Below are 25,269 nucleotides of genomic sequence, written 5' to 3'. Positions count from 1 at the left end.
ATGACTTTTCCCCTGTTCACCCGACGTTCGCTGGCTGCAGTTGCAGCCGCCGTGGCCCTGGGCGGCCTTGGTGCCGCGCACGCGCAGCAGCGCGTGATCCACATCATCGTGCCCTTCGGCACGGGCGCCGTGCAGGACACGGTGGCGCGCGCCTTCAACAACGAGCTGGGCGTTGCGCTCGGCGGCAGCGCCATCGTCGAGAACCGCGCGGGCGCGGGCGGCACGGTGGGCGCGGCGGTGGCGGCCAAGGCGCCGGCCGACGGCAACACGCTGGTGCTGGCGGCGGCCAGCCACAACATCGCGGGCTTCCTGTACAGCAAGCTGCCCTACGACCCGCTGAAGGACTTCGTCGGCGTGGCCAACGTGGGCAATGCGGGCTACGTGCTGGCGGTGGCCAGCGGCATGAACGTGTCCAACACGGCCGACTTCATCAAGGAGGTCAAGGCCAACCCCGGCAAGTACAACTACGCCTCGGCGGGCAACGGCAGCGCCACGCACCTGGCGATGGCGTCGTTCCTCGCGAAGGCGGGGCTGCAGATGACGCACATCCCGACCAAGTCGACCGGCGAGGCCGTGAACGAGGTGCTCGCGGGCCGGGTGCAGGCGGTCATCTCGTCGAGCATCGGCGTGATGGGTTTCCAGGACGACGCGCGCGTGAAGCTGCTGGCCTCCACGGGCCAGGCGCGCAGCCCCTTCCTGCCGAAGCTGCCGACGGTGGGCGAGAGCGGCCTGCCGGGCTACGCCTTCGATTCGTGGATTGGCCTCTTGGCCCCGGCGGGCACGCCGAAAGCCGAGGTCGAGCGCATCAACGCGGCGGCCAACAAGGTGCTGGCCGATCCGGCGATCCAGGAACGCTTCAAGCGCCTGGGGGTGGAGCCACGCAGCCAGAGTGCCGAAGCCTTCCAGAAGCTGCTGCGTGCGGATTGGGATGCGATGGGGGCGGTGGTGAAGGCTTCGGGGGCGAAGGTCGACTGACCTTCTTGTTGTTGTCCGGGTGGGTGCTCCTGTTCGGGGCGCGTGCCCGGGCCACCGGGTACTTCCCTCCGCGAATGTCCCCCGGGGCTGCGCCCCTCCTCCTTGATTTCGCTGCGGGAAGCACCCAGTGTCCCGGGCACGGGACACGCTGTGGGTTCTCCGCTGATCAACCACCGCACTGACCCGATCACGTCGATGGGGTGCCTTGCGCAGCGAAATCAAGGAGGAGGCCGCAGGCCGGGGGACATTCGCGGAGCAAGGCTCCCCGTCGGCGGGATCGCGCCCCGAACGGCCCGTTCGTTCACAGATATCACAGAACCCCAGCCACCGAAAGAGCGCTTGCCCCACAGATATCTACAAGATATGTACTTAATATATTTAAACTGAGACAGATCTCCCATGCACTCGGGCCCTGTCGTTTTTCATTGTTCCCAACCCTAGGAAGAAGCATGAAGTCACAAGCAGGCATGGTTTCCTCACTCAGTCTCGCGGGCCTGGTCGCCCTGGCCGTGGCCAGCCCCGCGCAGGCCCAGGAGCAGGTGGTCAAGATCGGCCACAGCGGTCCGCTGTCGGGTCCCAACGCCTTCGCGGGCAAGGACAATGAAAACGGCATCCGCCTGGCCATCGAGGAGCTCAACGCGAAGAAGCTCAGCGTCGGCGGCAAGACGCTGAAGTTCGAGCTGGTCTCCGAAGACGACCAGTGCGACGCCAAGACCGGCGTCAGCGTGGCGCAGAAGTTCGTCGACGACGGCGTCAAGTTCGTCATGGGCCCGTACTGCTCGGGCGTGGCCATTCCGGCCTCGCGCATCTACAGCGACGGCGGCACGCTGGTGTCCACCGTGGGCACCAACCCGAAGGTCACGCAGGGCGGCTACAAGAACCTGTACCGCATCATCGCCAGCGACAACCAGATCGGCGGCGCTATGGCCGTGTACGCGGCCAAGGAACTGAAGGTGAAGAAGGTCGGCGTGATCGACGACCGCACCGCCTTCGGCCAGGGCCTTGCCGAAGAGTTCACCAAGGAAGCGAAGAAGCAGGGCCTCACCATCGTCGGCCAGGAGTTCACCACCGACAAGGCCGTGGACTTCACCGCCATCCTGACCAACATGAAGGGCAAGGCGCCCGAGGCGATCTTCTTCGGCGGCTACGCGCCGCAGGCCGCGCCCATGGCGCGCCAGATGAAGCAGCTGGCCGTGCCCGGCAAGCTGCTGGGCGGCGACACCGTGTGCAGCCCGGCCACCGGCAAGATCGGCGGCGACGCGGTGAACGACCTGGTGTTCTGCGCGCAGGGCGGCTCCATGCTCGAGAAGGCGCAAAGCGGCCCGGCCTTCAAGGAGAAGTTCAAGAAGCGCTTCAACATCGACCCCGACGCGTACGCCGCCTCGTACTACGACCAGGTGCTGTTCATCGGCGAGTCGATGAAGAAAGCCAACGCCATCGACCCCGACAAGGTCGGCGCCGAGCTCTACAAGGCCACCTACAAGGGCGTGGCCGCCACCTACGCGTACGACGACAAGGGCAACATGAAGCAGGCGCCCATCACCGTCTTCACCTTCAAGAACGCGGCCCCCGTGCCCATTGCCAGTTACTGAGTGAGCCGCACACCCATGCAACGCATCCAGGTCATCGACTCGCACACCGGCGGCGAGCCCACGCGCCTTGTGATCGGCGGCTTTCCCGATCTGGGAAGGGGCTCCATGGCTGAGCGCCGCACGCTGCTGGCCGATCAGCATGACAAGTGGCGCGCCGCCGCCGTGCTCGAGCCGCGCGGCAGCGATGTCGTGGTCGGCGCGCTGCTGTGCGAGCCGGTGTCGCCCGATGCGGCGGCCGGCGTGGTCTTCTTCAACAACGCCGGCTACCTGGGCATGTGCGGCCACGGCACCATCGGGCTGGTCGCGAGCCTGGCGCACATGGGGCGCATCGGCGTGGGCGAGCACCGCATCGAGACGCCTGTGGGCACGGTCACGACCACGCTGCACGCAGACGGTTCGGTGAGCGTGCGCAACGTGCCCGCGTACCGGCACCTGCACCAGGTGGCGGTCGAGCTGCCGGGCCACGGCACGGTGCGCGGCGACGTGGCGTGGGGCGGCAACTGGTTCTTCCTCGTGAGCGAGCACGGCCAGCGCGTGGCGAGCGACAACCTCGTGGCGCTGACCGACTACACGGCCGCCTTGCGCAAGGCGCTGGTGGCGCAGGGCATCACGGGCGCGAACGGTGCGGAGATCGATCACATCGAACTCTTCGCGAACGATGACCAAGGCGCCGACAGCCGCAACTTCGTGCTGTGCCCTGGCAACGCCTACGACCGCTCGCCCTGCGGCACCGGCACCAGCGCCAAGATCGCCTGCCTCGCGGCCGACGGCAAGCTCGCGCCGGGCGCGGTGTGGCGGCAGGCCAGCGTGATCGGCAGCGTCTTCGAGGCGAGCTACGCGATGGACGGCGACCGCGTCATTCCCACGCTGCGCGGCCGCGCGCACATCAGTGCCGAAGCCACATTGCTCATCGACGACGAAGACCCTTTCGGCTGGGGCATCCGCCTCTGACACCGGGGCGCATGGACGCGGACGTCATCGTCATCGGCGCCGGCATCGTCGGCGCGGCGTGCGCCCATGCGCTGGCGCAGGCCGGGCGCCGCGTGTGCGTGCTCGATGCACGCCTGGGCGGTGCCACCGGCGCGGGCATGGGCCACCTCGTGGTGATGGACGACAACGCGGCCGAGCTCGAACTCAGCCGCCATTCGGTCGCGCAGTGGCGCGCCCTCGCGCCGCGCCTGGGCGCCGACTGCGCCTACAGCCCCTGCGGCACGCTCTGGATCGCGGCGAACGACGAAGAGATGGCCGAGGCCGAACGCAAGCAGCAGCGGCTGGGCGCGCTCGGCATCGAGAGCCGGCTGCTGGGCGCGACCGAACTCGCGCGCGCCGAGCCTGCCCTGCGCGCCGGCCTGTCGGGCGCGCTCGAAGTGCCGGGCGACGGCATCCTCTATGCGCCGAACGCGGCGCGCTGGCTGCTCGCGCAGCATGCGGCGTCGGTGCATGTCGAACACGCGAAGGTCGAGGCCCTTGAAGACGACGGCACGCTGCGCCTGGCCGACGGCAGCCGCCGCACCGCGCCGCAGGTCGTGCTCGCCAACGGCATCGAGGCGACGACGCTGTGCCCCGAGCTGCCGATCCGCCCGAAGAAGGGCCACCTGCTCATTACCGACCGCTACCCGGGCACGGTGCGCCACCAGCTCGTCGAGCTTGGCTACGTGACCAGCGCGCACCACAGCGACGGCGACTCGGTCGCCTTCAATGTGCAGCCGCGCCCCACGGGGCAGCTGCTGGTGGGCTCGTCGCGCCAGTTCGATACGACCGACCTGGCCGTGGAGGCGCCGATGCTCGCGCGCATGCTGCAGCGCACGCTCGACTACCTGCCGGGGCTCGCCGACCTGAACGCCGTGCGCGCGTGGACCGGCCTGCGCGCCGCCTCGCCCGACGGCCTGCCGCTGCTGGGCAGGCACCCGTGGCGCGAGAAGCTCTGGCTCGCGGTAGGCCACGAAGGGCTGGGCGTGACCACGGCACCGGGCAGCGCGCACGTGCTCGCGGCGCTGATGACCGGCGCGACGCCCGATTTCGACGCCGCGCCGTATGCGCCGCGCGGCCTGCGGGAGAGGGCATGAGCGATCAGACCTTGCTGCACATCGATGGACAGCCCGTGCGCGTGAAGGCCGGCAGTTCGGTCGCCGCCGCCTTGCGCATCGCGGGCGGCATGGGCGCGGCGCGCACCTCCGTCACGGGCCAGCCGCGCGCGCCGTTCTGCGGCATGGGCGTGTGCCAGGAATGCCGCGTGCAGATCGATGGGCGGCGCCGGCTCGCCTGCCAGACCGTGTGCGCCGAGGGCATGCGCGTGGAGACGACGGCATGAGCGGCGTGGCGCTCGACGCGTGCGATGTGCTGGTCGTCGGCGCGGGCCCCGCGGGCATGGCCGCGGCCGTGGCGGCGGCGTCCAGCGGTGCATCGGTCGTGGTGATCGACGACAACCCCGTGCCCGGCGGGCAGATCTGGCGCGACGGCCCCGGCGCGTCGCTGCCGCCCGTGGCGCATCAGTGGCGCGAGGCGCTCGCACGCCACGCGAACCTGCGCGTGCGCAGCGGCACACGTGTGGTCGCTGCGCCTGCTTCGCATGAACTGCTGCTCGAAGACGCCGAGGGCGCGACGCGCATGCGATGGACAAAGCTCATCCTGTGCACCGGCGCCCGCGAGCTGCTGCTGCCCTTCCCCGGTTGGACGCTGCCCGGTGTGACGGGCGCGGGCGGGCTGCAGGCGCTGATCAAGGCCGGCCTGCCGGTCGAGGGCGAGCGCATCGTCATCGCGGGCAGTGGGCCCTTGCTGCTGGCCGCTGCTGCCACGGCCAAGGCAGCGGGCGCGCAGGTGCTGCGCATCGCCGAGCAGGCCTCGTTCGCCTCGGTCGTGGCCTTCGGTGCCAGCCTCGGGCGCTGGCCCGGCAAGGCCGTGCAGGCGCTCACGCTGGCCGATGCGCGCTACCGCACCGCGTCGCGCGTGGTCTCGGCACAGGGCACGGCGCAGGTCGAATCGGTGCGGCTGCGCCAAGGTGATCGCGAGGTCGAGATGGCCTGCGACCGCATCGCCTGCGGCTTCGGCCTCACGCCGAACACGCAGCTGGGCCAGTTGCTCGGCTGCGCGCTCGCGGGGCCGGGGCTCGCGGTCGACGCACTGCAGGCCACGAACGTCGAGGGCGTCTACGCGGCCGGCGAATGCACCGGCTTCGGCGGCAGCGAGCGCGCGCTGGTGCAGGGCACCATCGCCGGCCACGCGGCCGTCGGCGAGACCGCCCAGGCCCACGCGCACGACCGCGAACGCGCCCGCTGGGACGCCTTCGCCGCGCAGCTGCACCGCCGCTTCGCGCTGGCCGACGACCTCAAGGCCCTGCCCCGCCCCGACACGCTTGTGTGCCGCTGCGAGGACGTGTCCTTTGCCGCGCTCGCGGCCTGCACCGGCTGGACCGATGCCAAGCTGCACCGCCGCTGCGGCATGGGCGCCTGCCAGGGGCGGGTGTGCGGCGACGCGGCGCAGTTCCTGTTCGGCTGGGCGCCGCCCGCGCCGCGCCCGCCGCTGGTGCCGGTCCGCATCGAGACACTGGCCGGGCTCGCAGCGCCCGGCGACGCCCGACAATGACGGCCCCGCATCTGTACACGCACGAGCACATCCACATCCCCACCATGGCCGCCCCGAAGACCGCTCCCCGACCCCCGCCCAAGCGCCGCGCGGCCGACCTGGCCTACGACGCCATCGAGGCGCTGCTGTCCACCATGCAGCTGGAGCCCGGCAGCCAGATCGTCGAGGCCGAGCTGGCCGAGCGCACGGGCCTGGGCCGCACGCCGGTGCGCGAGGCGCTGATGCGCATGGTGTCGATCGGCCTCATCGTGCAGCAGCCGCGCCGCGGCCTGCTGGTGTCGACCATCGACCTGGCCGACCACCTGGACGTGATCCAGACCCGCCGCGTGCTCGAACAGCTGATCGCGGCCTGCGCCGCGCGCCGCGCCACCGCGCCGCAGCGCCAGGCCATCGTGCGCTGCGCCGAGGCCATGGTCGAAGCCGCCGGCCGCGGCGACCTGAACGACTACATGCAGGCCGACCGCGCGCTCGATCTCGTCACGCATCACGCGAGCCACAACGACTCGGCGGTGAAGGCGGTGGTGCCGCTGATCGTGCAGTGCCGGCGCTTCTGGTACGCCTACCAGCACGAGGGCGAGATCGTCGAGGGCGCCAACGCGCACCTCGAACTGGCGCAGGGCATCGCCACCGGCGACGAGGCCGCGGCCATCGCGGGCGCCGAGCGGCTCATGGACTACCTCGAAGTCTTCGCCCGCAAAATCATCGACAAGTAGGCCGAAGGGCCTCGCCTGCCCCCGCCCACACCGGGGAACTACGCGTGATCTGCCGGCGCCTTCGCCGCATACTGGCCCGATGGCCGCTGCACCCCGCGCTCGACCCGAAGACTTCTTCACCCCCGACGAGTGGCAATCGCTCACCGCGCGCTCGTCCTGGCGGGGCCTGTGGCTGGTGGCGCACTGCTGGGGCGTGATCGGCGCCGCGATGCTCGTGGGCATCGTGTGGCCGTGGACGATCCCGCTCATGGTGCCGATCGTCGGCACGCGCCAGCTGGGCCTGTTCATCCTCATGCACGACGCCGCGCACGCGGGGCTGCACCGCAACCGCAAGGTCAACGACTGGGTCGGCTACTGGCTGTGCTCGCCCACGCTGCGCGACTACCGGCCTTATCACCTGCAGCACCACCGCTTCGTGCAGCAGACCGAAGACCCCGACCTCGTGCTGTCGGCGCCCTTCCCGATCTCGCGCGACTCGATGTGGCGCAAGGTCGTGCGCGACCTCAGCGGCCAGACCTTCTACAAGCAGCGCTTCGGCCACATCGCCGACGCCCTTCGTCAACGTGCACCGGGCGAATCGGCGCTGCGCGTGTTCGGGCGCGAGCTGGCGAAGGACAAGCGTTTCCTCATCGGCAACGGCCTGGGCCTGCTGGCCTTCGCCGTGGCGGGCTACTGGTGGGCCTGGGTGCTGATGTGGCTGCTGCCGATGGCGACCTGGCTGCCGCTCGTGAGCCGCGTGCGCAACATCGCCGAGCATGCGCTGGTGGCGCAGAACGAGGCCGATCCGCTGCGCCAGGCGCGCACCACGCACGCCGGCTGGCTCGAACGCATCTTCGTGGCGCCCTACTGGGTCAACTACCACTGCGAGCACCACATGTTCACCAACCTGCCCTGCTGGGCGCTGCCGAAGGCGCACCGCCTGCTGCAGCGCCAGGGCGCGACGGCGCGCATGGAAGTGCAGCCTGGCTACCTGCAGCTGCTGCGCCGAGCCGCGCCGGTGGGCTGAAACCTCAACGACTCGGTGCGGGCTGCACCGCCGGCACCGGCTGCGCACCGCGCTGCGCCTGCTGGCTCAGCCAGATGCTCGCGATCACGATGCCGATGCCCGCCATCTGCCAGCCCGAGAGGCTCTGGCCCAGCAAGGCCCAGCCCAGGATCACCGCCGTCACCGGGCTCAGGAAGGCCAGCGGTGCGATCGCCGAGGGCTCCAGCCGGGCCACGCCGCGGAACCACACGATGTAGGTGAGCGCGGCGCCGATCAGGCCGAGCCAGGCGAAGCCGACCCAGTTCATCGCCGTGAGCGCCGGCAGCGGCGGTTCCAGCCACAGCGCCACCGGCAGCAGCAGCAGGCCGCCGGCCGTCAGCTGCCAGGCCGTGAAGGTCAGCGCCGACACCGGCGGCTGCCAGCGGCGGCTCAGCACCGTGCCGAAGGCCATCGACACCGCCGCCGTGAGTGCCGCGGCGATGCCCAGCGCGTCGAGCGCGGCGTTCGGCGTGAGCACCAGCAGCGCCACGCCGCCCATGCCGATCACGGCCGCCGCCACCGACAGCGCGCGCACCGGCGCGCCCAGCAGCAGGCCGGCCAGGAACACCACGAACAGCGGCTGCACCGAGGTGATGGTGGCCGCCACGCCGCCCGGCAGCCTGTAGGCGGCCAGGAACAGCATCGCCCACAGCACCGAGAAGTTCAGCGCGCCCAGCAGCAGGATGCGCCCCCACCACGCCCGGGGCGGCAGCTGGCGCACGATGAGCATCAGCAGCAGGCCTGCCGGCAGTGCGCGCAGCAGCGCCACCGTCAGCGGGTAGTTCGCCGGCAGCAGCTCGGTGGTCACGATGTAGGTGCTGCCCCAGACCGCAGGCGCGATCGCGGTGAGCAGGACGTCGGTGGTGCGGTTGGTGGTGGAGGTCATGGCTCGAATCTAGGCCGTTGACCTGTGGTTGTGAATGCTCGAATAATGAATTGATTATTTACTGACAGTCGTCAATCGAGCGCCGGCCCATGGACCATCTCACCGCTCTCAAGGTTTTTCGCACCACCGCCGCGGCGGGCAGCTTCGCCGGCGCCGCGCGGCAGCTGGGGCTGTCGGCCGCGGCCGTCAGCAAGAACATCGCCGAGCTGGAGGCGCACCTGAAGGTGCGGTTGATCAACCGCACCACGCGCAGCATGAGCCTCACCGAGGCCGGCGCGGCCTACGTCGAGCGGCTCGCGCGCATCCTCGACGACCTGGACGAGGCCGACGCGGCGCTGGCGCCCGTGGGCGCGAGCCCGGGCGGCGTGCTGCGCGTGAGCGCGCCGCTGACCTTCGCGCTGACCTGCATCTCGCCGCACATCCCCGCCTTCATGGCGCGCCACCCCAACCTGCGGCTCGAGCTGAACCTGCAGGACACCCGCATCGACCTCATCGGCGAAGGCTACGACCTCGCGATCCGCGGCAGCGACCGGCTGGAAGATTCGAGCCTGGTCGCGCGCGAGCTCATGACCATGACCCACGTGCTGTGCGGCGCGCCCGGCTACTTCGCGGCCCACGGCCGGCCGGCCGCGCCCGAAGACCTGAAGGCCCACGAGTGCGTGCAGTTCACCCTGTCGGGCCACGCGAACAAATGGACCTTCCGCCGCGCCGGGCGCAGCGTGGCGGTGCCTATCGACGGGCGCTACAAGGTCAGCTCCAGCATCGCCGTGCGCGACGCGCTGCTCGCGGGCTTCGGCCTGAGCCTGGTGCCGCGCATCTATGTCGAACAGGAACTGGCGGCGGGCCGGCTCGAAGCCGTGCTCGCCGACTGGGAGGCCGACCGCACGCCGGTGTACGCCGTGTACCCCTCGCGTCACCTGGCGGCGAAGACGCGCGCCTTCGTCGACTTCCTGCTGGAGCGGTTCGCGGCGCGTTGAGGCGCGCGCAGGCTAGTCGCCCGCCGGCTCGGCGATCTCGGGCGCTTCCCACCCCAGCAGCTCGGCCAGCCGATGCACGATCCAGCCGGCCTCGGGCACCGACACGCCCGATTCCGGCGTGGCGAGCCCGGCGTGGATGCGCCGCAGGATCTCGCTTTCGACCGGCACCTCGGTGTGGTGCTGGATCTGCGCATGGCCCACGAGGTGGCCGGCGAGGTCTTCGCAGATCTCGTAGCGCGCGCGCACCACGCCGATCGGCTCGCTCAGGCGCTGACGCGTGTCGCTGTAGACCGCGAAGAACGAGGGCGGGATGTAGATCTGGTTGTCGTCGGACATGGCGGCGCGTGATGCAGGGCAGGCCCCAATGACAAAACGCGCCCGGGGGCGCGTTCGTCGTGGCTCCGAAGAAAGAGCCGCGGGGGCTGGATCAGCCGCCCTTGCTCGGGCGCTTGCCCGGGTTCTTCTTGCTGCGCGTGGCGGTGCCGCGCTCGAGGCTGATCTTCTGGCCGCCACCGTTGCGCGGCACGGTGTAGCCGGGCATGGGCGTCGGCTTCGGGCTGGCAAGACGGTCGGCTTCGGTACGGATTTTCTTGGGCATGGAAAGCTCGGATAAAAAAGATGTTCGACCCCCGATTAGGCCACATCGGCAGATTTCGTCTGCCAAGCGCCCAAACAGGAGCATGGGAGGGATGTCAGGTCGACTGCGGTGTCAGCAGGCGCACCTTGACGCTCTTGCCCTTCACGCGGCCGTTGCCGAGCTTGCGGGCGGCTTCTTCGGCAATGCCGCGGTCCACCGCGACATAGGTCGAAAACTCGTTGACGTTGATCTTGCCGACCTGGTCCTTGGTGTAGCCGCAGTCGCCGGTCAGCGCGCCCAGCACGTCGCCGGCGCGGATCTTTTCCTTGCGCCCGCCCACGATCTGCAGCGTGGCCATGGGCGGCGTGAGCGGTGCGCCCTTGGCGGGCGTGAGCTCGGTAAGCTGGTGCCATTCGGACTCGCGGCCCTGCAGCTGTTCGATCTTCCCGACGAAGCCCATCTCGTTCATGCTGGCCAGGTTCAGCGCCAGGCCTTCCGAGCCGCCCTGCTGGCCCACGCGGCCGGTGCGGCCCACGCGGTGGATGTGGATCTCGGAGTCGGGCGTCACGTCGACGTTGATCACGGCTTCGAGCTGCGCGATGTCCAGGCCGCGCGCCGCCACGTCGGTGGCCACCAGCACCGAGCAGCTGCGGTTGGCGAACTGCACCAGCACCTGGTCGCGCTCGCGCTGCTCCAGCTCGCCGAACAGCGCCATCGCGCTGAAGCCCTGCGCCTGCAGCACGTCGACGAGGTCGCGGCACTGCTGCTTGGTGTTGCAGAAGGCCAGCGTGCTCACGGGACGGAAATGGTCGAGCAGCAGGCTCACGGCGTGCAGCCGCTCGCTGTCTTTCACCTGGTACCAGCGCTGGCGGATCTTGCTGCCTTCGTGCTGGGCCTGCACCGTGATCTGCTCGGGGTTCTTCATGAACTGCTGCGCGAGCTTGGCGATGCCTTCGGGGTAGGTGGCCGAGAACAGCAGCGTCTGGCGTTCCTTGGGGCACTGGCGCGCCACCTTCACGATGTCGTCGAAGAAGCCCATGTCGAGCATGCGGTCGGCCTCGTCGAGCACCAGCGTGTTGAGCGCCGAGAGGTCGAGGTTCTCGCGCTCCAGGTGGTCCATGATGCGGCCCGGCGTGCCCACCACGATGTGCGCGCCGTGCTCCAGGCTGGCGATCTGCCCGCGCAGCGCGACGCCGCCGCACAGCGTGACGACCTTGATGTTTTCTTCGGCGCGCGCCAGGCGGCGGATCTCGGTCGTGACCTGGTCGGCCAGCTCGCGCGTGGGGCACAGCACCATCGCCTGGATGGCGAAGCGGCGCGGGTTCAGGTTGGACAGCAGCGCCAGCGCGAAGGCGGCGGTCTTGCCGCTGCCGGTCTTGGCCTGGGCGATCAGGTCCTTGCCGAGCAAGGCGGGCGGCAGTGCGGCGGCCTGGATGGCCGTCATCTGCGTGTAGCCGAGCTGGGTGAGGTTGGCCAGCATCTGGGGCGACAGCGCCAGCGTGGCAAAGCCGTGGGGTTCGGCCTGGAGGCCGCCGGCTGGGGAGGTGGTGGAGTTCATCGTTCGGCAGCCGGAGACAGACAGACAGGAAAACGCAAAGGGGAAAAAGTGACGGCCCGGAAAAGACAAAGGCCTTGCAGGGCCCCCTCCGGGAGGGCGCTCTGCAAGGCCGGCCGGGCGTCGCTCAGCGGCGGGGCGTGTTGTTGCCCGAGTTGGTCGGCGGGGGGCCGCGGCGTTCCAGGTGGCGGAACGTGATGCGGCCCTTGGTCAGGTCGTAGGGCGACAGCTCGAGCGAGACCTTGTCGCCGGCCAGGATGCGGATGTGGTGCTTGCGCATCTTGCCGCCGCTGTAGGCGATCAGCTGGTGGCCGTTGTCGAGCGTGACGCGGTAGCGCGAGTCGGGCAGGACTTCGGTCACTGCGCCGTTCATTTCGATCAGTTCTTCCTTGGGCATGTGTGATTACCTCTGAATCGTTCGATGTGTGTTGGAGATGAAGATGGGCGTGTTGGTTTCAGTCGGCCGGCGGGTCAGCCGGCGTCCAGGAATCTGTCGTTGCGGTGCGGGAAGCAGAAACCTGCCCACCGCGATGCTGTTGCGAAAGTGTCCATGAAGCCTGGGGCGCTGCGTGCCGGTGCGGGGCGCGCAATGCCGAAAAATTAGTGAGAACGGACGCGCCGCACGCGCGATTCGCTTCAACAGGAACGAAGGCAGTGGTGGCATTCATGGGCGCCCGGTCTGGCGCTCCAACACACTGTGAAAGCCGGCGTGGCCCGAGGGCTGGAAACGAGAAGCCTGATGAATCCTGGATCCCGGATTCAGATGGCAACGCAGATCGGCCGGCGGGGGTGACGAAATTCTTCGTCGTGGTATCGAAACGAACCCGACATTATAGCTTGCAGGGCATGACAGTTGCTTGTCTTAAAAACAACGCCCGCATGAAAAAGGCCCCGAAGGGCCATCCATCCTGCAAAGGTAGCTATTGAAAATATAGCAACCCGCCGCAGAGTCAGGCGCAGGCCGGCGCCGTCGACGCCGCAGGCGCGGCCGACCGGGCCCGCCGCGCCGCGCGCCACAGCAGCACCAGCCCCGCCAGCTGGGCGGCGGCGCCCACCCAGCCCACCGCGCTCACGCCGAACCACGCGATGGTCGCGCCGCCCAGCCCCGAGCCCGCCGCGATGCCCAGGTAGACCGCCGAGGCGTTGAGCGACAGCGTCATCGGCGCGCGATCGGGCGCCAGCCGGATCAGCCGCACCGCCTGCGCCGGCCCGAAGCCCCAGCCGGCGAAGCCCCACAGCGCCGACAGGCCCACGATCAGCGGCAGCGCCAGCCCGCGCGGCAGCACCTGTGCGGCGAACGAGAGTCCGCCCATGATCACCACCAGCGCCAGCGCGAAGCCGCGCGCCATGCGGTCGGCGCCGAAACGGTCGGTGGCCCAGCCGCCGGTCGCGGTGCCCAGCGCGGCGGCCACGCCGATCGCGAAGAACACCGCGCCCACGCCCTCGGCCCCGAAGCCCAGCGTGTGGCCGAGGAACAGCGCGATGTAGGTGTAGAAGCTGAAGCCGCCCGTGGCCCACAGCACCGTGGCCAGCAGCGCCGGCGCCACGCCGGGCTCGCGCGCCACGGCGAAGGCCGCGGCACGCGGGGCCGCGTCAGTGGGGGCCTGCGCCAGCGTGCGCGGCAGCCCCACGAACAGGCCCCAGGTGGCCAGCGCCGCCACCGCGGCGATCAGCAGGTAGGCCGTGCGCCAGCCGCCCCAGCCCGCGATCCAGGCGCCCAGCGGCACGCCGAGCGCCACCGCCACGGTGCCGCCGCCGGTCACGATGGCCAGCGCCCGGCCGCGCAGCGCGGGCGACACCATCGCCGCCGCCACCGCGCTGGCCGTCGGCAGGAACACGCCCGCCACCAGCCCGAGCGCGACGCGCGCCAGGGCCAGCTGCGCGATGCCGTGCGCCATCGAGGCCGCCGCCGTGAGGCCCGCGAAGGTCGCCAGGCTGGCGATGAGCAGCGGGCGGCGCCCGAAGCGCGCGAGCAGCGCGGCCATCAGCGGCGAGCCGATCGCATAGCTCAGCGCGAACAGCAGCACCAGCTGGCCGGCCTGCGCGGCGCTGACCTGCAGGTCGGCCGCCAGCACCGGCAGCAGGCCGGCGACCATGAAGCTTTCGGTGCCGATGGCGAAGGCGCCCAGCGCGAGCCAGGCCAGGCCCAGGGGCAGGCGTTCGGCGGGCGGTTGCTGCGGGGTTTCAGGAGCGGTGTGCATGGTGAAGGACTCCATGGGTGGGTGTTCCAAGGCCTCCAGAATAGGATTGCAGGCGGCTCTTCAAAAGAACCACAATCGGCAAAGATCATGGAGCCACTTTTCGAGCTTGCCCTGCGCCTGCCGGTCGCCGGTTCGCGCGACCTGCTGCGCGCGCTGCACCGCCAGCTGCGCGACGCCATCCTCGACGGCCGGCTGCAGCCCGGCGCGCGCCTGCCCGCCACGCGCGCGCTGGCGCAGCGGCTGGGCGTGTCGCGCAACACCATGCTGGCGGCCTACGACCTGCTGCTGAGCGAGGGCTACCTGCTGGCGCGCCGGGCTCCGGCACCTACGTGGCCGACACGCTGCCCGCGTTGCGCCGCGGCCGCGCCGCGCCAAGAGGCGGGCGCCGCGCCCCGGCGCGATCCGCGGCTGGTGCCGCTGAACGTGCCCGGCGCCGACCTCGCCCCACGCTGCAGCCGCGGGCCGCGCGCGACGACTTCCGCGTCGGCCTGCCCGATGTCGGCGCCTTCCGTTCGACATCTGGCGCCGCCTGTCCGACCGCGCGCTGCGCCGCGTGGCGCGCCAGACCGCCGACTACGCCGACCCCCAGGGCCAGGGCGCCCTGCGCGAGGCGATCGCGGTGCACGTGTCGTTCACGCGCGCGGTCGGCTGCACGGCCGACGACATCGTGGTCACGGCCGGCGCGCAGCAGGCCTTCGGGCTGCTCGCGCGCATCCTGGTGGTGCCGGGGCGCACGGTGGTGGCGGTCGAGCAGCTGTTCTATCCCTCGCTGCGCGAGGCCATGCTGGCCGCCGGCGCGAAGGTGGTCACGGTGCCGACCGACAACGAAGGCCTGTGCGTGGACCGCATCCCGCCCGAGGCGCGCGTGGTCTGCGTGACGCCCTCGCACCAGTTTCCCACCGGCGTGGCCATGTCGCCGCCGCGCCGGGCCGCCCTGCTGGCCTTTGCGCGGGCGCGCAACGCCGTGCTCATCGAGGACGACTACGACAGCGAGTTCCGCTTTGCCGGCCGCCCGCTCGACGCGCTGCAGACGCTCGACCGCGCCGGCTCGGTGTTCTACGTCGGCACCTTCTCCAAGAGCCTGTTCCCCGCGCTTCGCCTGGGCTTCGTGGTGGCGCCGCCCTGGGCCCGCGCGGCGCTGGTGCGGGCGCGCGAGCTGGCCGACTGGCACGGCCCGGTGCTCGGGCAGGAGGCGCTGGCGGCCTTCATCGCCGAAGGGCACCTGGCGCGCCACATCCGCCGCATGCGCAAGCTGTACGGCGCACGGCGCAGCGCCCTGCTCGACGCGCTGGCGCGCCACGGCGCGGGTCGGCTCGAGGCGATCCCGTCCGATGCCGGCCTGCACCTGTCAGCCTGGCTGCATGGCGGCGCGCGCGACCATGTGGTGGTCGAACGCGCCGCGGCGGCCGGCATCACCTTGCCGCCGCTGTCGCGCTTCGCGCCCGAACCGCAGGCGCCCGACGCGCCCAACGGGCTGGCCTTCGGCTTCGGGTTGATCGCCGAGTCGCAGATTGACGGCGCGATCCGGCGGTTGGTGCGACTGCTGTAGCGGCGGCGCCCTCAGGTGCTGTCCAGCGGCAGCCGCGTCGTGAACTTGGTGGTCGACAGCACGATGTCGCTCGAGTAGTTTTCCAGCTCCAGCGCGTCGCCCAGCTGCTCCTGCGCGAAGGCCTGGTAGTCGGGCAGCGAGCGCGCGCAGATCACGAGCACGAAGTCGGTCTCGCCGGCCACGCAGTGGCATTGCAGCACCTGCGGCAGCGCATGCACCTTGCGCTCGAAGGCCCCGATCGCCTCGCGCGTGGTGCTGCGCAGCGACACGCGCGAGATCACCAGCACCGGGAACCCCACGCGCGCGGCGTCGAGGATCGCCACTTCTTCGCGGATCACGCCCGCGCGCCGCAGCCGCTGCACGCGCTTGAGGCAGGCCGAGGGCGAGAGGTTCACGCGCTCGGCCAGCGTCTGGTTCTGCAGGCCCGCGTCGGCCTGCAGTTCGGCCAGGATGCACTGGTCGATGCGATCGAGGGTGCCGGTTTTCATGGTGCCGCCAGTGTGGCGCAAGGTGCGCGCAATCGGCTTCGTTTTCGGGCCCGCACAACGACACCGGATTTCGCGGCCGATGGCTACGCTGGGGCTCCCCCGACGAACAAGGAGCATCCGATGGCCGAAGGCGCAACCTACGACCCCGTGGTCAGCAAGCACCTCGTGCGCTACGGCATGGGGCTGAGCCCGCATGTCATCGTCAAGGCGCGCGGCGCCACGCTGTGGGACGCGAGCGGGCGCGAGATCCTCGACTTCACCTCGGGCCAGATGTGCGCCACCATCGGCCACAACCACCCGCGCATCGTCGCGGCGATCGAGAAGGCCTGCGAGGGCGCGCTGCACCTGTACAGCGGCTTTGTCGGGCCGGCCGTGCCGGCGCTGGCCGGGCGGCTGGCGGCCATGCTGCCGCCGTCGCTGTCGAAATCGCTGTTTTTGTCCACCGGCGGCGAGGCCAACGAGGCCGCCGCGCGCATGGCCCGCGTGACCACCGGCCGCTACGAGATCGTGGGCCTGAACGGCGGCTGGCACGGCGTGAACGGCGGCATGGCCGCACTCACCTTCGCGGGCCGGCACCACGTCGACTACGGGCCGCGCAAGCCCGGCACCATGTCGATCCCCGCGCCGAACTGCTACCGCTGCCCCATCCGCCATTGCCGCGACGCCTGCGACACCACGTGCCTCGATGTCGGCTTCGACATGGTCGATGCGCAGTCCAGCGGCTCGCTCGCGGCCTTCATCGCCGAGCCGGTGCTGAGCTCGGGCGGCGTGATCGTGCCGCCGGCCGGCTACTTCCCGAAGCTGCAGGCCAAGTGCCGCGAGCGCGGGATGCTGCTGATCCTCGACGAAGCGCAGACCGCCTTCGGCCGCCTGGGCAGCAACTTCGCGTTCGAGCAGGCGGGCGTGGTGCCCGACTTCCTCACCGTCTCGAAGACGCTGGGCGGCGGCCTGGCGATCGGCGCCACGGTCACCAGCGAGGCGATCGAGCAGGACTGCCACGAGAAGGGCTTCGTCCACGTCACCTCGCACGTGTCCGACCCGCTGCCGGCCGAGGTCGGCCTGGCGGTGCTCGACGTGCTCGAGGAAGAAGGGCTCAACCAGCGCGCCGTCGCCATGGGCGAGCGGCTGAGCCGGGGCCTGGCCACGCTGAAGGCGCGGCACGAGGTGATCGGCGACGTGCGCGGCCACGGCCTGCTGCAGGGCGTGGAGCTGGTGAAGGACCGCGAGACCCGCGAACCCGACGCCGAGCGCGGCCGCGCCATCACCGACGCCTGCATGGCGCGCGGCCTGAGCATGAACATCGTGGCCGTCGGTGGCATGGCGGCCGTGTGGCGCATCGCGCCGCCGCTGAACGTGAAGCCGGAAGAAATCGATCGCGGCCTCGAGATCCTCGACGACGCGATCCGTTCGACGAGGTAGGGCCTGTTCACCCTATTTCCGGGGTCGCGTTGGCAAGCCAACCCTTCGGGAAGGTCCGCCAGCGCGGGCCACTCGGCGTTGCGCTCCTTGCGCGTGCGCATGCACGCGCGGCGTCACGCGCCTTGATTGGCCCGCGCTGGCAGACCTTCGCGACCCCGGAAATAGGGTGAACAGGCCCTAGATCCCGAGCATCCGCCGGTTCGCCGCCACGTCCGCCCCGCCCGCTGCGAAGTCGTCGAAGGCGCGGTCGGCCACGCGGATGATGTGGTCGCGGATGAAGGTGGCGCCTTCGCGCGCGCCGTCTTCCGGGTGCTTGATGCAGCACTCCCATTCGAGCACTGCCCAGCCCGGGAAGTCGTACTGCGCCATCTTCGAGAAGATGGCCTTGAAGTCGACCTGCCCGTCGCCCAGCGAGCGGAAGCGCCCGGCGCGGTTGATCCAGCTCTGGAAGCCGCCGTACACGCCCTGCTTGCCGGTCGGGTTGAACTCGGCGTCCTTCACGTGGAAGAGCTTGATGCGCTCGTGGTAGTGGTCGATGTAGGCCAGGTAATCGAGCTGCTGCAGCACGAAGTGGCTCGGGTCGTACAGCAGGCAGGCGCGCGGGTGGTTGCCCACGCGCTCCAGGAACATCTCGTAGCTCACGCCGTCGTGCAGGTCTTCGCCGGGATGAATTTCGTAGCCCACGTCGACGCCCACGGCATCGAAGGCATCGAGGATCGGGCGCCAGCGGCGCGCCAGTTCGTCGAAGGCTTCCTCGACGAGGCCGGCCGGGCGCGGCGGCCACGAATACAGGTACGGCCAGGCCAGCGCGCCCGAGAAGGTCGCGTGCGCCGTGAGCCCGAGGTTCGCCGAGGCCTTGGCCGCGTGGTGCAGCTGCTGCACCGCCCACTGCTGGCGTGCGACGGGGTTGCCGCGCACCTCGGGCGCCGCAAAACCGTCGAAGCCCGCGTCGTAGGCCGGGTGCACCGCGACCAGCTGGCCCTGCAGGTGGGTCGAGAGCTCGGTGATCTCCAGACCGTGGCCCGCAAGCGTGCCCTTGATCTCGTCGCAGTAGGTCTTGCTTTCGGCGGCGCGCTTGAGGTCGATGAGGCGCGTGTCCCAGCTGGGGATCTGCACGCCCTTGTAGCCGAGGCCCGCGGCCCATCCGGCGATGGCGTCGAGCGAGTGGAACGGGGCCGTGTCGCCCGCGAACTGGGCCAGGAAAATGCCCGGCCCCTTGATCGTCTTCATGCGTGTCTCCTGATGCGCCGCACAGCATACTTCGGGGGTTCGGCTGACACACGACCGAAGTTCGATGGGCGCACAATGAACTTTGTCCACAGGGAACCCATCGACATGTCTCAGCCTGTCGCCGCCCGGCTCAAGATCGGCTTGTCCGCCTGCTTCTCGCACGCCGACCCGGCCCGCTCGCTTTTCACGAACAAGACGCTGCAGTACGTCGAACAATCGATCGCCCACTGGCTCATGTCGGCCGGCGCGATGGTGGTGATGGTGCCCTGCCCCACCGGCGAGACGGCGCGCGGCGACACCAAGCTGTCGCACTACGCCGAGTGGCTCGACGGCGTGGTGATGCACGGCGGCGCTGACGTCTGGCCCGGCAGCTACGGCGAGGAGCCCCTGAAAGACGCCTGGATCGGCGACCAGATCCGCGACCTGTACGACCTCGCGCTGGTCGAGGCCTTCGAGCAGGCCGGCAAGCCGATCTTCGGCGTGTGCCGGGGCCTGCAGCTGATCAACGTGGCCTTCGGCGGCACGCTCTACCAGGACATCGAGGAGCAGCACGGCCACCCCGAGACGCTGCGCCACCGCGACCCGGTGACCTACGACCAGAACTTCCACCAGATCGAGATCGTCGAAGGCACGCGCCTGGCGAAGCTGTACCCCGAGGTGCGCACGGCGCGCGTCAACAGCATCCACCACCAGGGCATCAAGGGGCTCGCGCCCGGCTTCGAGATCGAGGCCTGGAGCCTGCCGGACCGCGTGCCCGAGGCCATCCGCCGCCGGCCCGAGAAGGGGCGCGGCTACATCGCGGCGACCCAGTGGCACCCCGAGTTCCACAAGTACGGCAGCACCGAGACCGTGGACGACACGCCGATCCTGCACGACTTCCTGTGGGCCTGCGCCACCGCCCGCGTGGCGCCGCGCACCAGCATGCGCGAGATGCAGGGGCGCATTCGCAACCGCGCGGCGCGGTTGCTGCGGCAGGCGTTGTTGCGGCGCTGAGTGTTGCTGTTCGGGGCGCGTGCACAGGCCACCGGGTACTTCCCTCCGCGAATGTCCCCCGGCCTTCGGCCTCCTCCTTGATTTCGCTGCGGGAAGCACCCAGTGTCCTGCGCCCGCTGAGCGCTGTCGTTGTGCCGGTCGATCAACGACTGCACTGCCCAACGCTCACGCCGCGTCGCGCAGCAGGTGCTTGAGCAGCTTGCCCGTCGCCGTGCGCGGCAGGCTCTCGCGCACTTCGAAGATGCGCGGGATCTTGTAGCGCGCCAGCCGGTCCTCGAGAAAACGCACCAGCTCGCGCGCTTCGAGCGCGCGTCCGCCGTGCGCCACCAGCACGGCCGTCACGGTCTCGCCCCACTCGGGGTGCGGGCGGCCGATGACGGCCACGTCCTGCACGTCGGGGTGGGCGCCCAGCGCGTCTTCCACTTCCTTCGAATAGACGTTCTCGCCGCCCGTGATGATCATGTCGCGCAGCCGGTCGACGATGAACAGGAAGCCGTCCTCGTCCACCCGCGCGAGGTCGCCCGTGCGGTACCAGCCTTGCGCATCGAAGGCCTCGGCGCTCGCCTGCGGGTTGTCGAGGTAGCCCTGCATCACGGCCGGCGAACGCAGGTGGATCTCGCCGACCTCGCCCGCGCCGCAGCGCCGGCCGTCGGGGTGGCGCACCTCGATCGCCACGCCGGGCACGCCCGCGCGGCCGATCGAGCCGGCCTTGGCGATCGCGTCTTCCGGGTAGAGCACCGTGCCCAGCGGGCCCGATTCGGTCATGCCGTAGACCTGCACGAAGCGGTCGCTGCGGTAGCTGTCGGCCAGCTTGCGCGCCATGTCGGCGCCGAGCGGGCCGCCGCCGTAGGCCCACAGGCGCATCGCGCTGAAGTCGTAGCGTTGCACGTCGGGCACCACCGACAGCGGCGCCAGGAAGGCGATGGGCGCGCCGAAGGTGAAGGTGATGCGTTCTTCGGCCAGCGTGTCGAGAAAGGCCTTGGGCGCGTACTCGCGCAGCAGCACCACGGTGCCGCCCATCAGCAGCGTGCCCAGCAGCCAGTTGTTGAGCGGCGACGAATGCCACACCGGCATCGCGACCAGCGTGCGCTCGTTGCGCGACAGCGACATGCCCGCCGCCGTGCACACCGCCGCCATGAACACGTTGCGGTGGCTGTGCAGGCAGCCCTTGGGCTTGCCCGTGGTGCCCGAGGTGTAGAGCACCTGGGCCAGCGTGTCGGTGCCGGGCGCCGGGGCGCTTGTGTCGTCACCGCCCAGCGGTGCGGCCTGCGCCATCAGCTCGTCGAGCATCGGCAGGCCGTCGGCGGCACTGTCGGTCGCGAGCCAGTCGCAGCGGTGCGCGATGCGCGCGGCGACCTGCGTGGCGAGCGTGCCGTCGGCCACGCACAGGCGCACGCCCGCGTGGGCCAGCACGTAGTCGATCTCCGGCGCCTGCAGCTTGTGGTTGACCGGCACCACGGCCGCGCCGAGGCGCCAGGCGCTGAACATCGCGGCGACGAAGCCGACCGTGTTGAAGCACAGCAGCGCGACCTTGTCGCCGGCGCCCACGCCCTGGTCGCGCAGCACGGTGGCGGCACGGCGCGAGAGCTCGGCGAACTCGGCATAGGTCCAGGCGCGGCCTGCGGCGCGCAGGCATTCGTGGTCAGGCTGGGTGCGGGCGTGCTGGTCGAGCAGGGAAACGAAATCCATCCGTGTCGGCTCCGTGCTCAGTGCCAGGCGGCGCGCACCAGCGCCGCGGGGTCGCTGGTGCCGGCGCTGATGCCGGTCACGGGGCCCCAGTCGGGATCGAAGCGGCTGGACACGAACGCGGCCGCCGCGAGCGGGCTCGCGTGCTGCAGCATCAGGCCGGCCTGCGCCGCGCGCACCAGCCGCTGCGTGAAGCGGCGCGCCTGGCGCTCCAGGTCCTGCGGCGCCAGCTGCACCATCTGGCGCAGGGCCTGCACCTCGGTCTGCAGGCGCGCTTCGCCGGCGGTCACTTCCTGCAGGTGGTCGAGCACGAGGTGCGCGTCGTCGGGGTTGCGCGACACGGCGCGCAGCACATCGAGGCACATCACGTTGCCCGAGCCTTCCCAGATCGAGTTGACGGGCGCCTCGCGGAACAGGCGGCCCATCGGACCGTCTTCCACGTAGCCGTTGCCGCCGAACACCTCCATCGCCTCGCCCGTGAGCGCCACCGCGCGCTTGCAGTTCCAGAACTTGGCGGCCGGCGTGAGCAGGCGGCGCCAGGCCGTGTCCAGCGGCGCGGGCGAGCCGAAGCGCGACGCGAGTTCCATCGCCAGCAGCGTGGCGCTTTCGGTTTCGAGCGCCATGTCGGCCAGCAGCTCGGTCATCACGGGCTGGTCGACCAGCGCCTTGCCGAAGGCAAAGCGGTTGCGCGTGTAGTGCAGCGCCTGCGCGAAGCCCTGGCGCATGAAGCCGGCGCTGGCGAGCGCGCAGTCCAGCCGCGTCACGGTGGCCATCTCGATGATGGTCGGGATGCCGCGGCCCTCGTCGCCCACGAGCACGCCCCAGGCTTCCTTGAACTCGACCTCGCTGCTGGAGTTGGAGCGGTTGCCGACCTTGTCCTTCAGGCGCTGGATGTGGATCGCGTTCTTGGTTCCGTCGGGCCGCCAGCGCGGCACGAAGAAGCACGAGGAGCCGTGCTCGTCGGTCTTGGCCAGCACCAGGTGGCCGTCGCACATCGGCGCCGAGAAGAACCACTTGTGGCCGGTGATGAGGAACTCTTCGCCCCACGGTCCACTTGCCATGCTCCCCGCGGGCACCGCGCGCGTGGTGTTGGTGCGCACGTCGCTGCCGCCCTGCTTCTCGGTCATGCCCATGCCGACGGTCATCGAGATCTTGCCTTCGAGCGGGATGTCGCGTGGGTCGTGCACGTGGGCGGCGAGCTTGTCGCGCAGGTCGGCGTACAGCGCGGCGTTGCGGCGCATCACGGGGATGCAGGCCTTGGTCATGGTGGTCGGGCAGGTGGAGCCCGACTCGATCTGGCTGTGCATGTACAGCGAGGCGCCGTAGCCCACCCAGGCCGAAGGCCGCTCGTCGAAGAACGGCAGGTTGGCGATGCCGTTGCGCCGCGCGATCGACATCATGGTGTGCCACGCGGGATGGAACTGCACGCTGTCGATGCGCGTGCCGGTGCGCGAGTGCGTGTGCAGCTCGGGTTCGTGGCGGTTGGCGTCCTCGGCGGCGCGCAGCGTGGCCTCGGCGCCGTACTCGGCGCCCTGGCGCACCAGTTCGTCGTCGCGCCAGGCGGCGCCGCCGCGCCCCACCGCGCCGCGCAGCGCGGGGTCGCTGGTGTAGACGTTGTAGTCCTTGAGCTCGGGGACCTGGTTGTCGGGGTGGATGCCGGGAATGGTCATGGCGTTGTCTCCGTGAATCGGTGAAAGGGGGGCGTGTTCAGGTCGTGGCGGCGCGTTCGCGCACCACCAGCGTCTGGGTCGCGAGGCCGATGAGGCCGCGCGTGTCGTACAGGTGGGACACGGTGAGGCCCGCGCCGCCGGCGTGCATCTCGGTGCTGGCGCGCAGGCCGATCCACTCGCCTTCGGGCACGCGGAACAGGTTCAGGCTGAGGTCGGCGTTCGAGAACAGGAAGTCGGCGGGCGACAGCACCCAGCTCAGGCCGTTGCCGAAGTCGGCCGCCGCCGCCGCGCGCATCGCGGGCGAGGTGGCCACGCCGCGCACCAGCGGCACCGCGAGCCGGAACCACGCGGCGCCCGCGCCGGGCTGCGCGATGTCGCCTTGCGCGAGGCGCGATTCGACGGCGGTCTGGTGGAACGAGAGGCCGTCGGGCAGGCCGGGAATGCGCAGGCGCTCGGTGCAGTCCTCGGGCAGCGGGCGCAGTTCGCGCGGCGCGTCGCCCGCGGGCAGGGTCGCCGGCAAGGTCAGCGGCGATGTCTTCAGCAGCAGCGCGTGCGCGCGGGCCACCACCGTGTCGCCCGCGAGCAGGTCGATGCCCACGCGCACCGTGGCGCGCGAGGCCTGCGACTGCGTGCGCGTGGCCAGCGGCGCCACCGGCACCGGCTTCACCAGCTCCAGCGTGAGCCGCGCCAGCTGCCAGCCGGGGCCGGGCGCGGCGCGTTCGGCGATGTGCGCGAGCAGCGCGGCAGGCGCGCCACCGTGCTGCGCGCGCGGGTCCCACGGGCCGCGCGAGAGCGCGTCGGGCAGCCACGCCACCGACTTCCCGGGCCTGGCGCACGCGGACTTCGTGATCGGCGACCGCGACGGCAGCACGGCCGACCCGGCGCTGTCGCAGCGGCTGTGCGCGCACTTGCGCGCACGCGGCTACAGCGTGGACTACAACCACCCGTACAAGGGCGTGGAGCTGGTGCGCCGGCACGGCGACCCGGCGGCGAACCGGCACAGCATCCAGGTCGAGATCAACCGCAAGCTCTACATGGACGAGGCCACGCTGGCGCTGGACGAGGCCGGCGCGGCGCGGCTGCAGGCCGACCTGCGTTCGATGGTCGAGATGCTGCTGGCGACCGACCCGCGCGTGGCAGGCTGAACCCCGCCGCCCCTGCGGCGGCTGGTGTCTTTGTTACAGGGCGGCCGGAGCCCCCGGCCTATAGTGGGACGTCCTCAGTTTTCTGGAGTCCTGCCGTGAAGTCGATCCTTGCCGCCCTCGCCGTCCTTGCGACCGGTCTGCTGGTCTCGGGCTGCGCCGGCACCGCGCCGTCGCCGTCTTCTTCCTCCTCCACGTCTTCATCGGGCAGCGGCGTGACGGTGTTCGGCACCATCGACGCCGGCGTCAGCGGCACGACGAACAAGTCGTCGCGCTGAGCGAGAGCCTCAGGCGACCGTCGCCAGGTAGCCCCGCAGCGCATCGCGCAACTGGCGTGACAGCGTCTGCAGGTCGGGCCGCCCGCCCGTGCCGATGTGGGTGTGCGCGACCAGGCCGTAGATGATGGTCTGGCACACGCGCGCCGCTTCCTTCTTCTGCGGGCCGTCAGCCCCCACGTCCCCTGCCGCGTCGAGCACGCCCACCCATTCGGCCACGAAGCGGTCGTACATCTTGCGGTAGGCCTCGGGGCTGGAGAGGTGGCGCTCCAGCAGGTAGTGCGCACCCCAGGCCACGGGCTGCGTGCGGTGCGCGTCGAGCTGCGCATCGATCACCGCGTCGACGATCTCGCGCCACGGCCGGCCTTCGTTCGTGGCCACGACCGCGCGCATGTCCAGCAGCAGCGCCTTGGAGCGCAGGTGCAGGCACACGCGCGCCAGGTCCTCCTTGTTCTCGAAGTATTCGTAGAAGCTGCCCAGGCCCGTGCCCGCCACGGCCACGATCTCGCGGATCGTGATGGCGGCGTAGCCCTTCTCGACCAAAAGCCGAACAAAGGCTTCCTGCAAGGCCTGCGAGGTGTGGCGCGCGCGGGACTGGCGCGGCTTCCTCCTCGGGGCGGCGGCGGGTGCGCGGGCGCCGGTCATGGCCGCCGAACCCGAACACCTCGCGGGCGGGTTGTTCCTAGAATTTTTGATCCCATCGAAAGGCATTCTGCAATGACCTCGCCCGACCGC

At 70.7% G+C, this 25,269-nt stretch carries 25 protein-coding genes and 2 pseudogenes; 15 read left to right on the top strand and 12 right to left on the bottom strand.

Going from position 1 to position 25,269, the window contains the following annotated elements:
* The 8 genes from FFI97_RS28335 (at position 1) to FFI97_RS28300 (ending at position 7,868) form a co-directional block, all read left to right on the top strand.
* Positions 1 to 975 (top strand): tripartite tricarboxylate transporter substrate-binding protein, encoded by a 975-nt coding sequence (locus FFI97_RS28335; protein ID WP_185993745.1) that lies wholly within the window; start codon positions 1 to 3, stop codon positions 973 to 975.
* Positions 976 to 1,424: 449 nt separating this feature from the next.
* Complete coding sequence (locus tag FFI97_RS28330) at positions 1,425 to 2,567, top strand: branched-chain amino acid ABC transporter substrate-binding protein (protein ID WP_139702918.1); 1,143 nt, start codon at positions 1,425 to 1,427, stop codon at positions 2,565 to 2,567.
* Between the two features lie 15 nt (positions 2,568 to 2,582).
* Positions 2,583 to 3,518, top strand: coding sequence for a 4-hydroxyproline epimerase (locus FFI97_RS28325; RefSeq protein ID WP_139702975.1), 936 nt, complete (start codon positions 2,583 to 2,585; stop codon positions 3,516 to 3,518).
* Between the two features lie 11 nt (positions 3,519 to 3,529).
* Positions 3,530 to 4,633, top strand: coding sequence for an NAD(P)/FAD-dependent oxidoreductase (locus FFI97_RS28320; protein ID WP_139702917.1), 1,104 nt, complete (start codon positions 3,530 to 3,532; stop codon positions 4,631 to 4,633).
* Positions 4,630 to 4,878 carry a (2Fe-2S)-binding protein gene (locus FFI97_RS28315; protein WP_139702916.1) on the top strand — a complete coding sequence of 83 codons (249 nt, stop codon included), beginning with the start codon at positions 4,630 to 4,632 and terminating at the stop codon, positions 4,876 to 4,878. The genes FFI97_RS28320 and FFI97_RS28315 overlap by 4 nt, the downstream gene beginning before the upstream one ends.
* A complete protein-coding gene (locus FFI97_RS28310) occupies positions 4,875 to 6,149 on the top strand; it encodes an FAD/NAD(P)-binding oxidoreductase (protein WP_144004539.1) in 1,275 nt (424 codons plus the stop codon). Before FFI97_RS28315 ends, FFI97_RS28310 begins: the two co-directional genes overlap by 4 nt.
* On the top strand, positions 6,146 to 6,862 hold the full coding sequence (locus FFI97_RS28305; protein ID WP_409574655.1) for a GntR family transcriptional regulator: 717 nt from the start codon (positions 6,146 to 6,148) through the stop codon (positions 6,860 to 6,862). The genes FFI97_RS28310 and FFI97_RS28305 overlap by 4 nt, the downstream gene beginning before the upstream one ends.
* Positions 6,863 to 6,941: 79 nt before the next feature.
* Positions 6,942 to 7,868: a fatty acid desaturase family protein gene (locus FFI97_RS28300; protein ID WP_139706910.1), complete on the top strand. Its 927-nt coding sequence runs from the start codon at positions 6,942 to 6,944 to the stop codon at positions 7,866 to 7,868.
* A gap of 4 nt (positions 7,869 to 7,872) precedes the next feature.
* Here FFI97_RS28300 and FFI97_RS28295 read toward each other — a convergent pair whose 3' ends face one another.
* Positions 7,873 to 8,772, bottom strand: a complete 900-nt coding sequence (locus tag FFI97_RS28295; RefSeq protein WP_139706908.1) for an EamA family transporter — start codon at positions 8,770 to 8,772, stop codon at positions 7,873 to 7,875.
* 89 nt (positions 8,773 to 8,861) lie between these two features.
* Here FFI97_RS28295 and FFI97_RS28290 point away from each other — a divergent pair, with 89 nt between their 5' ends.
* The gene (locus tag FFI97_RS28290; RefSeq protein ID WP_070063313.1) at positions 8,862 to 9,749 is read left to right on the top strand and encodes a LysR family transcriptional regulator; all 888 of its coding nucleotides are present in this window, start codon (positions 8,862 to 8,864) and stop codon (positions 9,747 to 9,749) included.
* 12 nt (positions 9,750 to 9,761) lie between these two features.
* Here FFI97_RS28290 and FFI97_RS28285 read toward each other — a convergent pair whose 3' ends face one another.
* The 5 genes from FFI97_RS28285 to FFI97_RS28270 form a co-directional block, all read right to left on the bottom strand.
* Entirely contained in the window at positions 9,762 to 10,085 is a 324-nt protein-coding gene (locus tag FFI97_RS28285) for a hypothetical protein (protein ID WP_139706906.1), read from the bottom strand.
* Between the two features lie 91 nt (positions 10,086 to 10,176).
* The gene (locus tag FFI97_RS33710) at positions 10,177 to 10,347 is read right to left on the bottom strand and encodes a hypothetical protein (protein ID WP_167395080.1); all 171 of its coding nucleotides are present in this window, start codon (positions 10,345 to 10,347) and stop codon (positions 10,177 to 10,179) included.
* Positions 10,348 to 10,441: 94 nt separating this feature from the next.
* A complete protein-coding gene (gene dbpA, locus FFI97_RS28280) occupies positions 10,442 to 11,884 on the bottom strand; it encodes an ATP-dependent RNA helicase DbpA (protein WP_139706904.1) in 1,443 nt (480 codons plus the stop codon).
* Between the two features lie 124 nt (positions 11,885 to 12,008).
* The gene (gene infA / locus FFI97_RS28275) at positions 12,009 to 12,278 is read right to left on the bottom strand and encodes a translation initiation factor IF-1 (protein WP_062482563.1); all 270 of its coding nucleotides are present in this window, start codon (positions 12,276 to 12,278) and stop codon (positions 12,009 to 12,011) included.
* A gap of 553 nt (positions 12,279 to 12,831) precedes the next feature.
* Positions 12,832 to 14,082: an MFS transporter gene (locus FFI97_RS28270; protein ID WP_144004538.1), complete on the bottom strand. Its 1,251-nt coding sequence runs from the start codon at positions 14,080 to 14,082 to the stop codon at positions 12,832 to 12,834.
* A gap of 87 nt (positions 14,083 to 14,169) precedes the next feature.
* Between FFI97_RS28270 and FFI97_RS34475 the strand changes: the two are divergent.
* Together FFI97_RS34475 and FFI97_RS28265 are read left to right on the top strand one after the other, a co-directional pair.
* A pseudogene (locus FFI97_RS34475) lies at positions 14,170 to 14,334 on the top strand (GntR family transcriptional regulator); the annotation flags it as partial.
* Positions 14,335 to 14,635: 301 nt separating this feature from the next.
* On the top strand, positions 14,636 to 15,631 hold the full coding sequence (locus FFI97_RS28265) for a PLP-dependent aminotransferase family protein (protein WP_409574654.1): 996 nt from the start codon (positions 14,636 to 14,638) through the stop codon (positions 15,629 to 15,631).
* An 11-nt stretch (positions 15,632 to 15,642) separates the two neighbouring features.
* Here the strand turns inward: FFI97_RS28265 and FFI97_RS28260 are convergent, their stop codons facing one another.
* Positions 15,643 to 16,119 (bottom strand): Lrp/AsnC family transcriptional regulator, encoded by a 477-nt coding sequence (locus FFI97_RS28260; protein ID WP_185993744.1) that lies wholly within the window; start codon positions 16,117 to 16,119, stop codon positions 15,643 to 15,645.
* A gap of 120 nt (positions 16,120 to 16,239) precedes the next feature.
* On the opposite strand from FFI97_RS28260, the gene FFI97_RS28255 reads away from it, so the two are divergent.
* On the top strand, positions 16,240 to 17,538 hold the full coding sequence (locus FFI97_RS28255) for an aspartate aminotransferase family protein (RefSeq protein ID WP_139706852.1): 1,299 nt from the start codon (positions 16,240 to 16,242) through the stop codon (positions 17,536 to 17,538).
* A gap of 177 nt (positions 17,539 to 17,715) precedes the next feature.
* Here the strand turns inward: FFI97_RS28255 and FFI97_RS28250 are convergent, their stop codons facing one another.
* Positions 17,716 to 18,768 carry a sugar phosphate isomerase/epimerase family protein gene (locus FFI97_RS28250; RefSeq protein WP_139706850.1) on the bottom strand — a complete coding sequence of 351 codons (1,053 nt, stop codon included), beginning with the start codon at positions 18,766 to 18,768 and terminating at the stop codon, positions 17,716 to 17,718.
* 105 nt (positions 18,769 to 18,873) lie between these two features.
* Here FFI97_RS28250 and FFI97_RS28245 point away from each other — a divergent pair, with 105 nt between their 5' ends.
* Positions 18,874 to 19,761 (top strand): gamma-glutamyl-gamma-aminobutyrate hydrolase family protein, encoded by an 888-nt coding sequence (locus FFI97_RS28245; RefSeq protein ID WP_095948354.1) that lies wholly within the window; start codon positions 18,874 to 18,876, stop codon positions 19,759 to 19,761.
* Positions 19,762 to 19,926: 165 nt separating this feature from the next.
* On the opposite strand, the gene FFI97_RS28240 is transcribed toward FFI97_RS28245, so the two are convergent.
* The 3 genes from FFI97_RS28240 to FFI97_RS28230 are packed head-to-tail and all read right to left on the bottom strand — an operon-like array spanning position 19,927 to position 23,931.
* Positions 19,927 to 21,450 (bottom strand): class I adenylate-forming enzyme family protein, encoded by a 1,524-nt coding sequence (locus tag FFI97_RS28240; RefSeq protein WP_139706848.1) that lies wholly within the window; start codon positions 21,448 to 21,450, stop codon positions 19,927 to 19,929.
* Between the two features lie 17 nt (positions 21,451 to 21,467).
* Positions 21,468 to 23,117, bottom strand: coding sequence for an acyl-CoA dehydrogenase family protein (locus tag FFI97_RS28235; RefSeq protein ID WP_185993743.1), 1,650 nt, complete (start codon positions 23,115 to 23,117; stop codon positions 21,468 to 21,470).
* 37 nt (positions 23,118 to 23,154) lie between these two features.
* Complete coding sequence (locus FFI97_RS28230) at positions 23,155 to 23,931, bottom strand: thioesterase family protein (RefSeq protein WP_221937724.1); 777 nt, start codon at positions 23,929 to 23,931, stop codon at positions 23,155 to 23,157.
* Here FFI97_RS28230 and FFI97_RS28225 point away from each other — a divergent pair.
* A pseudogene (locus FFI97_RS28225) lies at positions 23,909 to 24,262 on the top strand (N-formylglutamate amidohydrolase); the annotation flags it as partial. The gene FFI97_RS28230 and the pseudogene FFI97_RS28225 sit on opposite strands and share 23 nt — an antisense overlap.
* A gap of 95 nt (positions 24,263 to 24,357) precedes the next feature.
* Positions 24,358 to 24,537, top strand: coding sequence for a hypothetical protein (locus tag FFI97_RS28220; protein WP_062480395.1), 180 nt, complete (start codon positions 24,358 to 24,360; stop codon positions 24,535 to 24,537).
* 9 nt (positions 24,538 to 24,546) lie between these two features.
* Here FFI97_RS28220 and FFI97_RS28215 read toward each other — a convergent pair whose 3' ends face one another.
* The gene (locus FFI97_RS28215; RefSeq protein ID WP_095747326.1) at positions 24,547 to 25,179 is read right to left on the bottom strand and encodes a TetR/AcrR family transcriptional regulator; all 633 of its coding nucleotides are present in this window, start codon (positions 25,177 to 25,179) and stop codon (positions 24,547 to 24,549) included.
* Positions 25,180 to 25,269 lie beyond the last annotated feature (90 nt).

Source organism: Variovorax sp. KBS0712 (assembly GCF_006323185.2).
GTDB lineage: Bacteria > Pseudomonadota > Gammaproteobacteria > Burkholderiales > Burkholderiaceae_C > Variovorax > Variovorax boronicumulans.
This window is presented reverse-complemented; position numbering and strand designations above follow the sequence as displayed.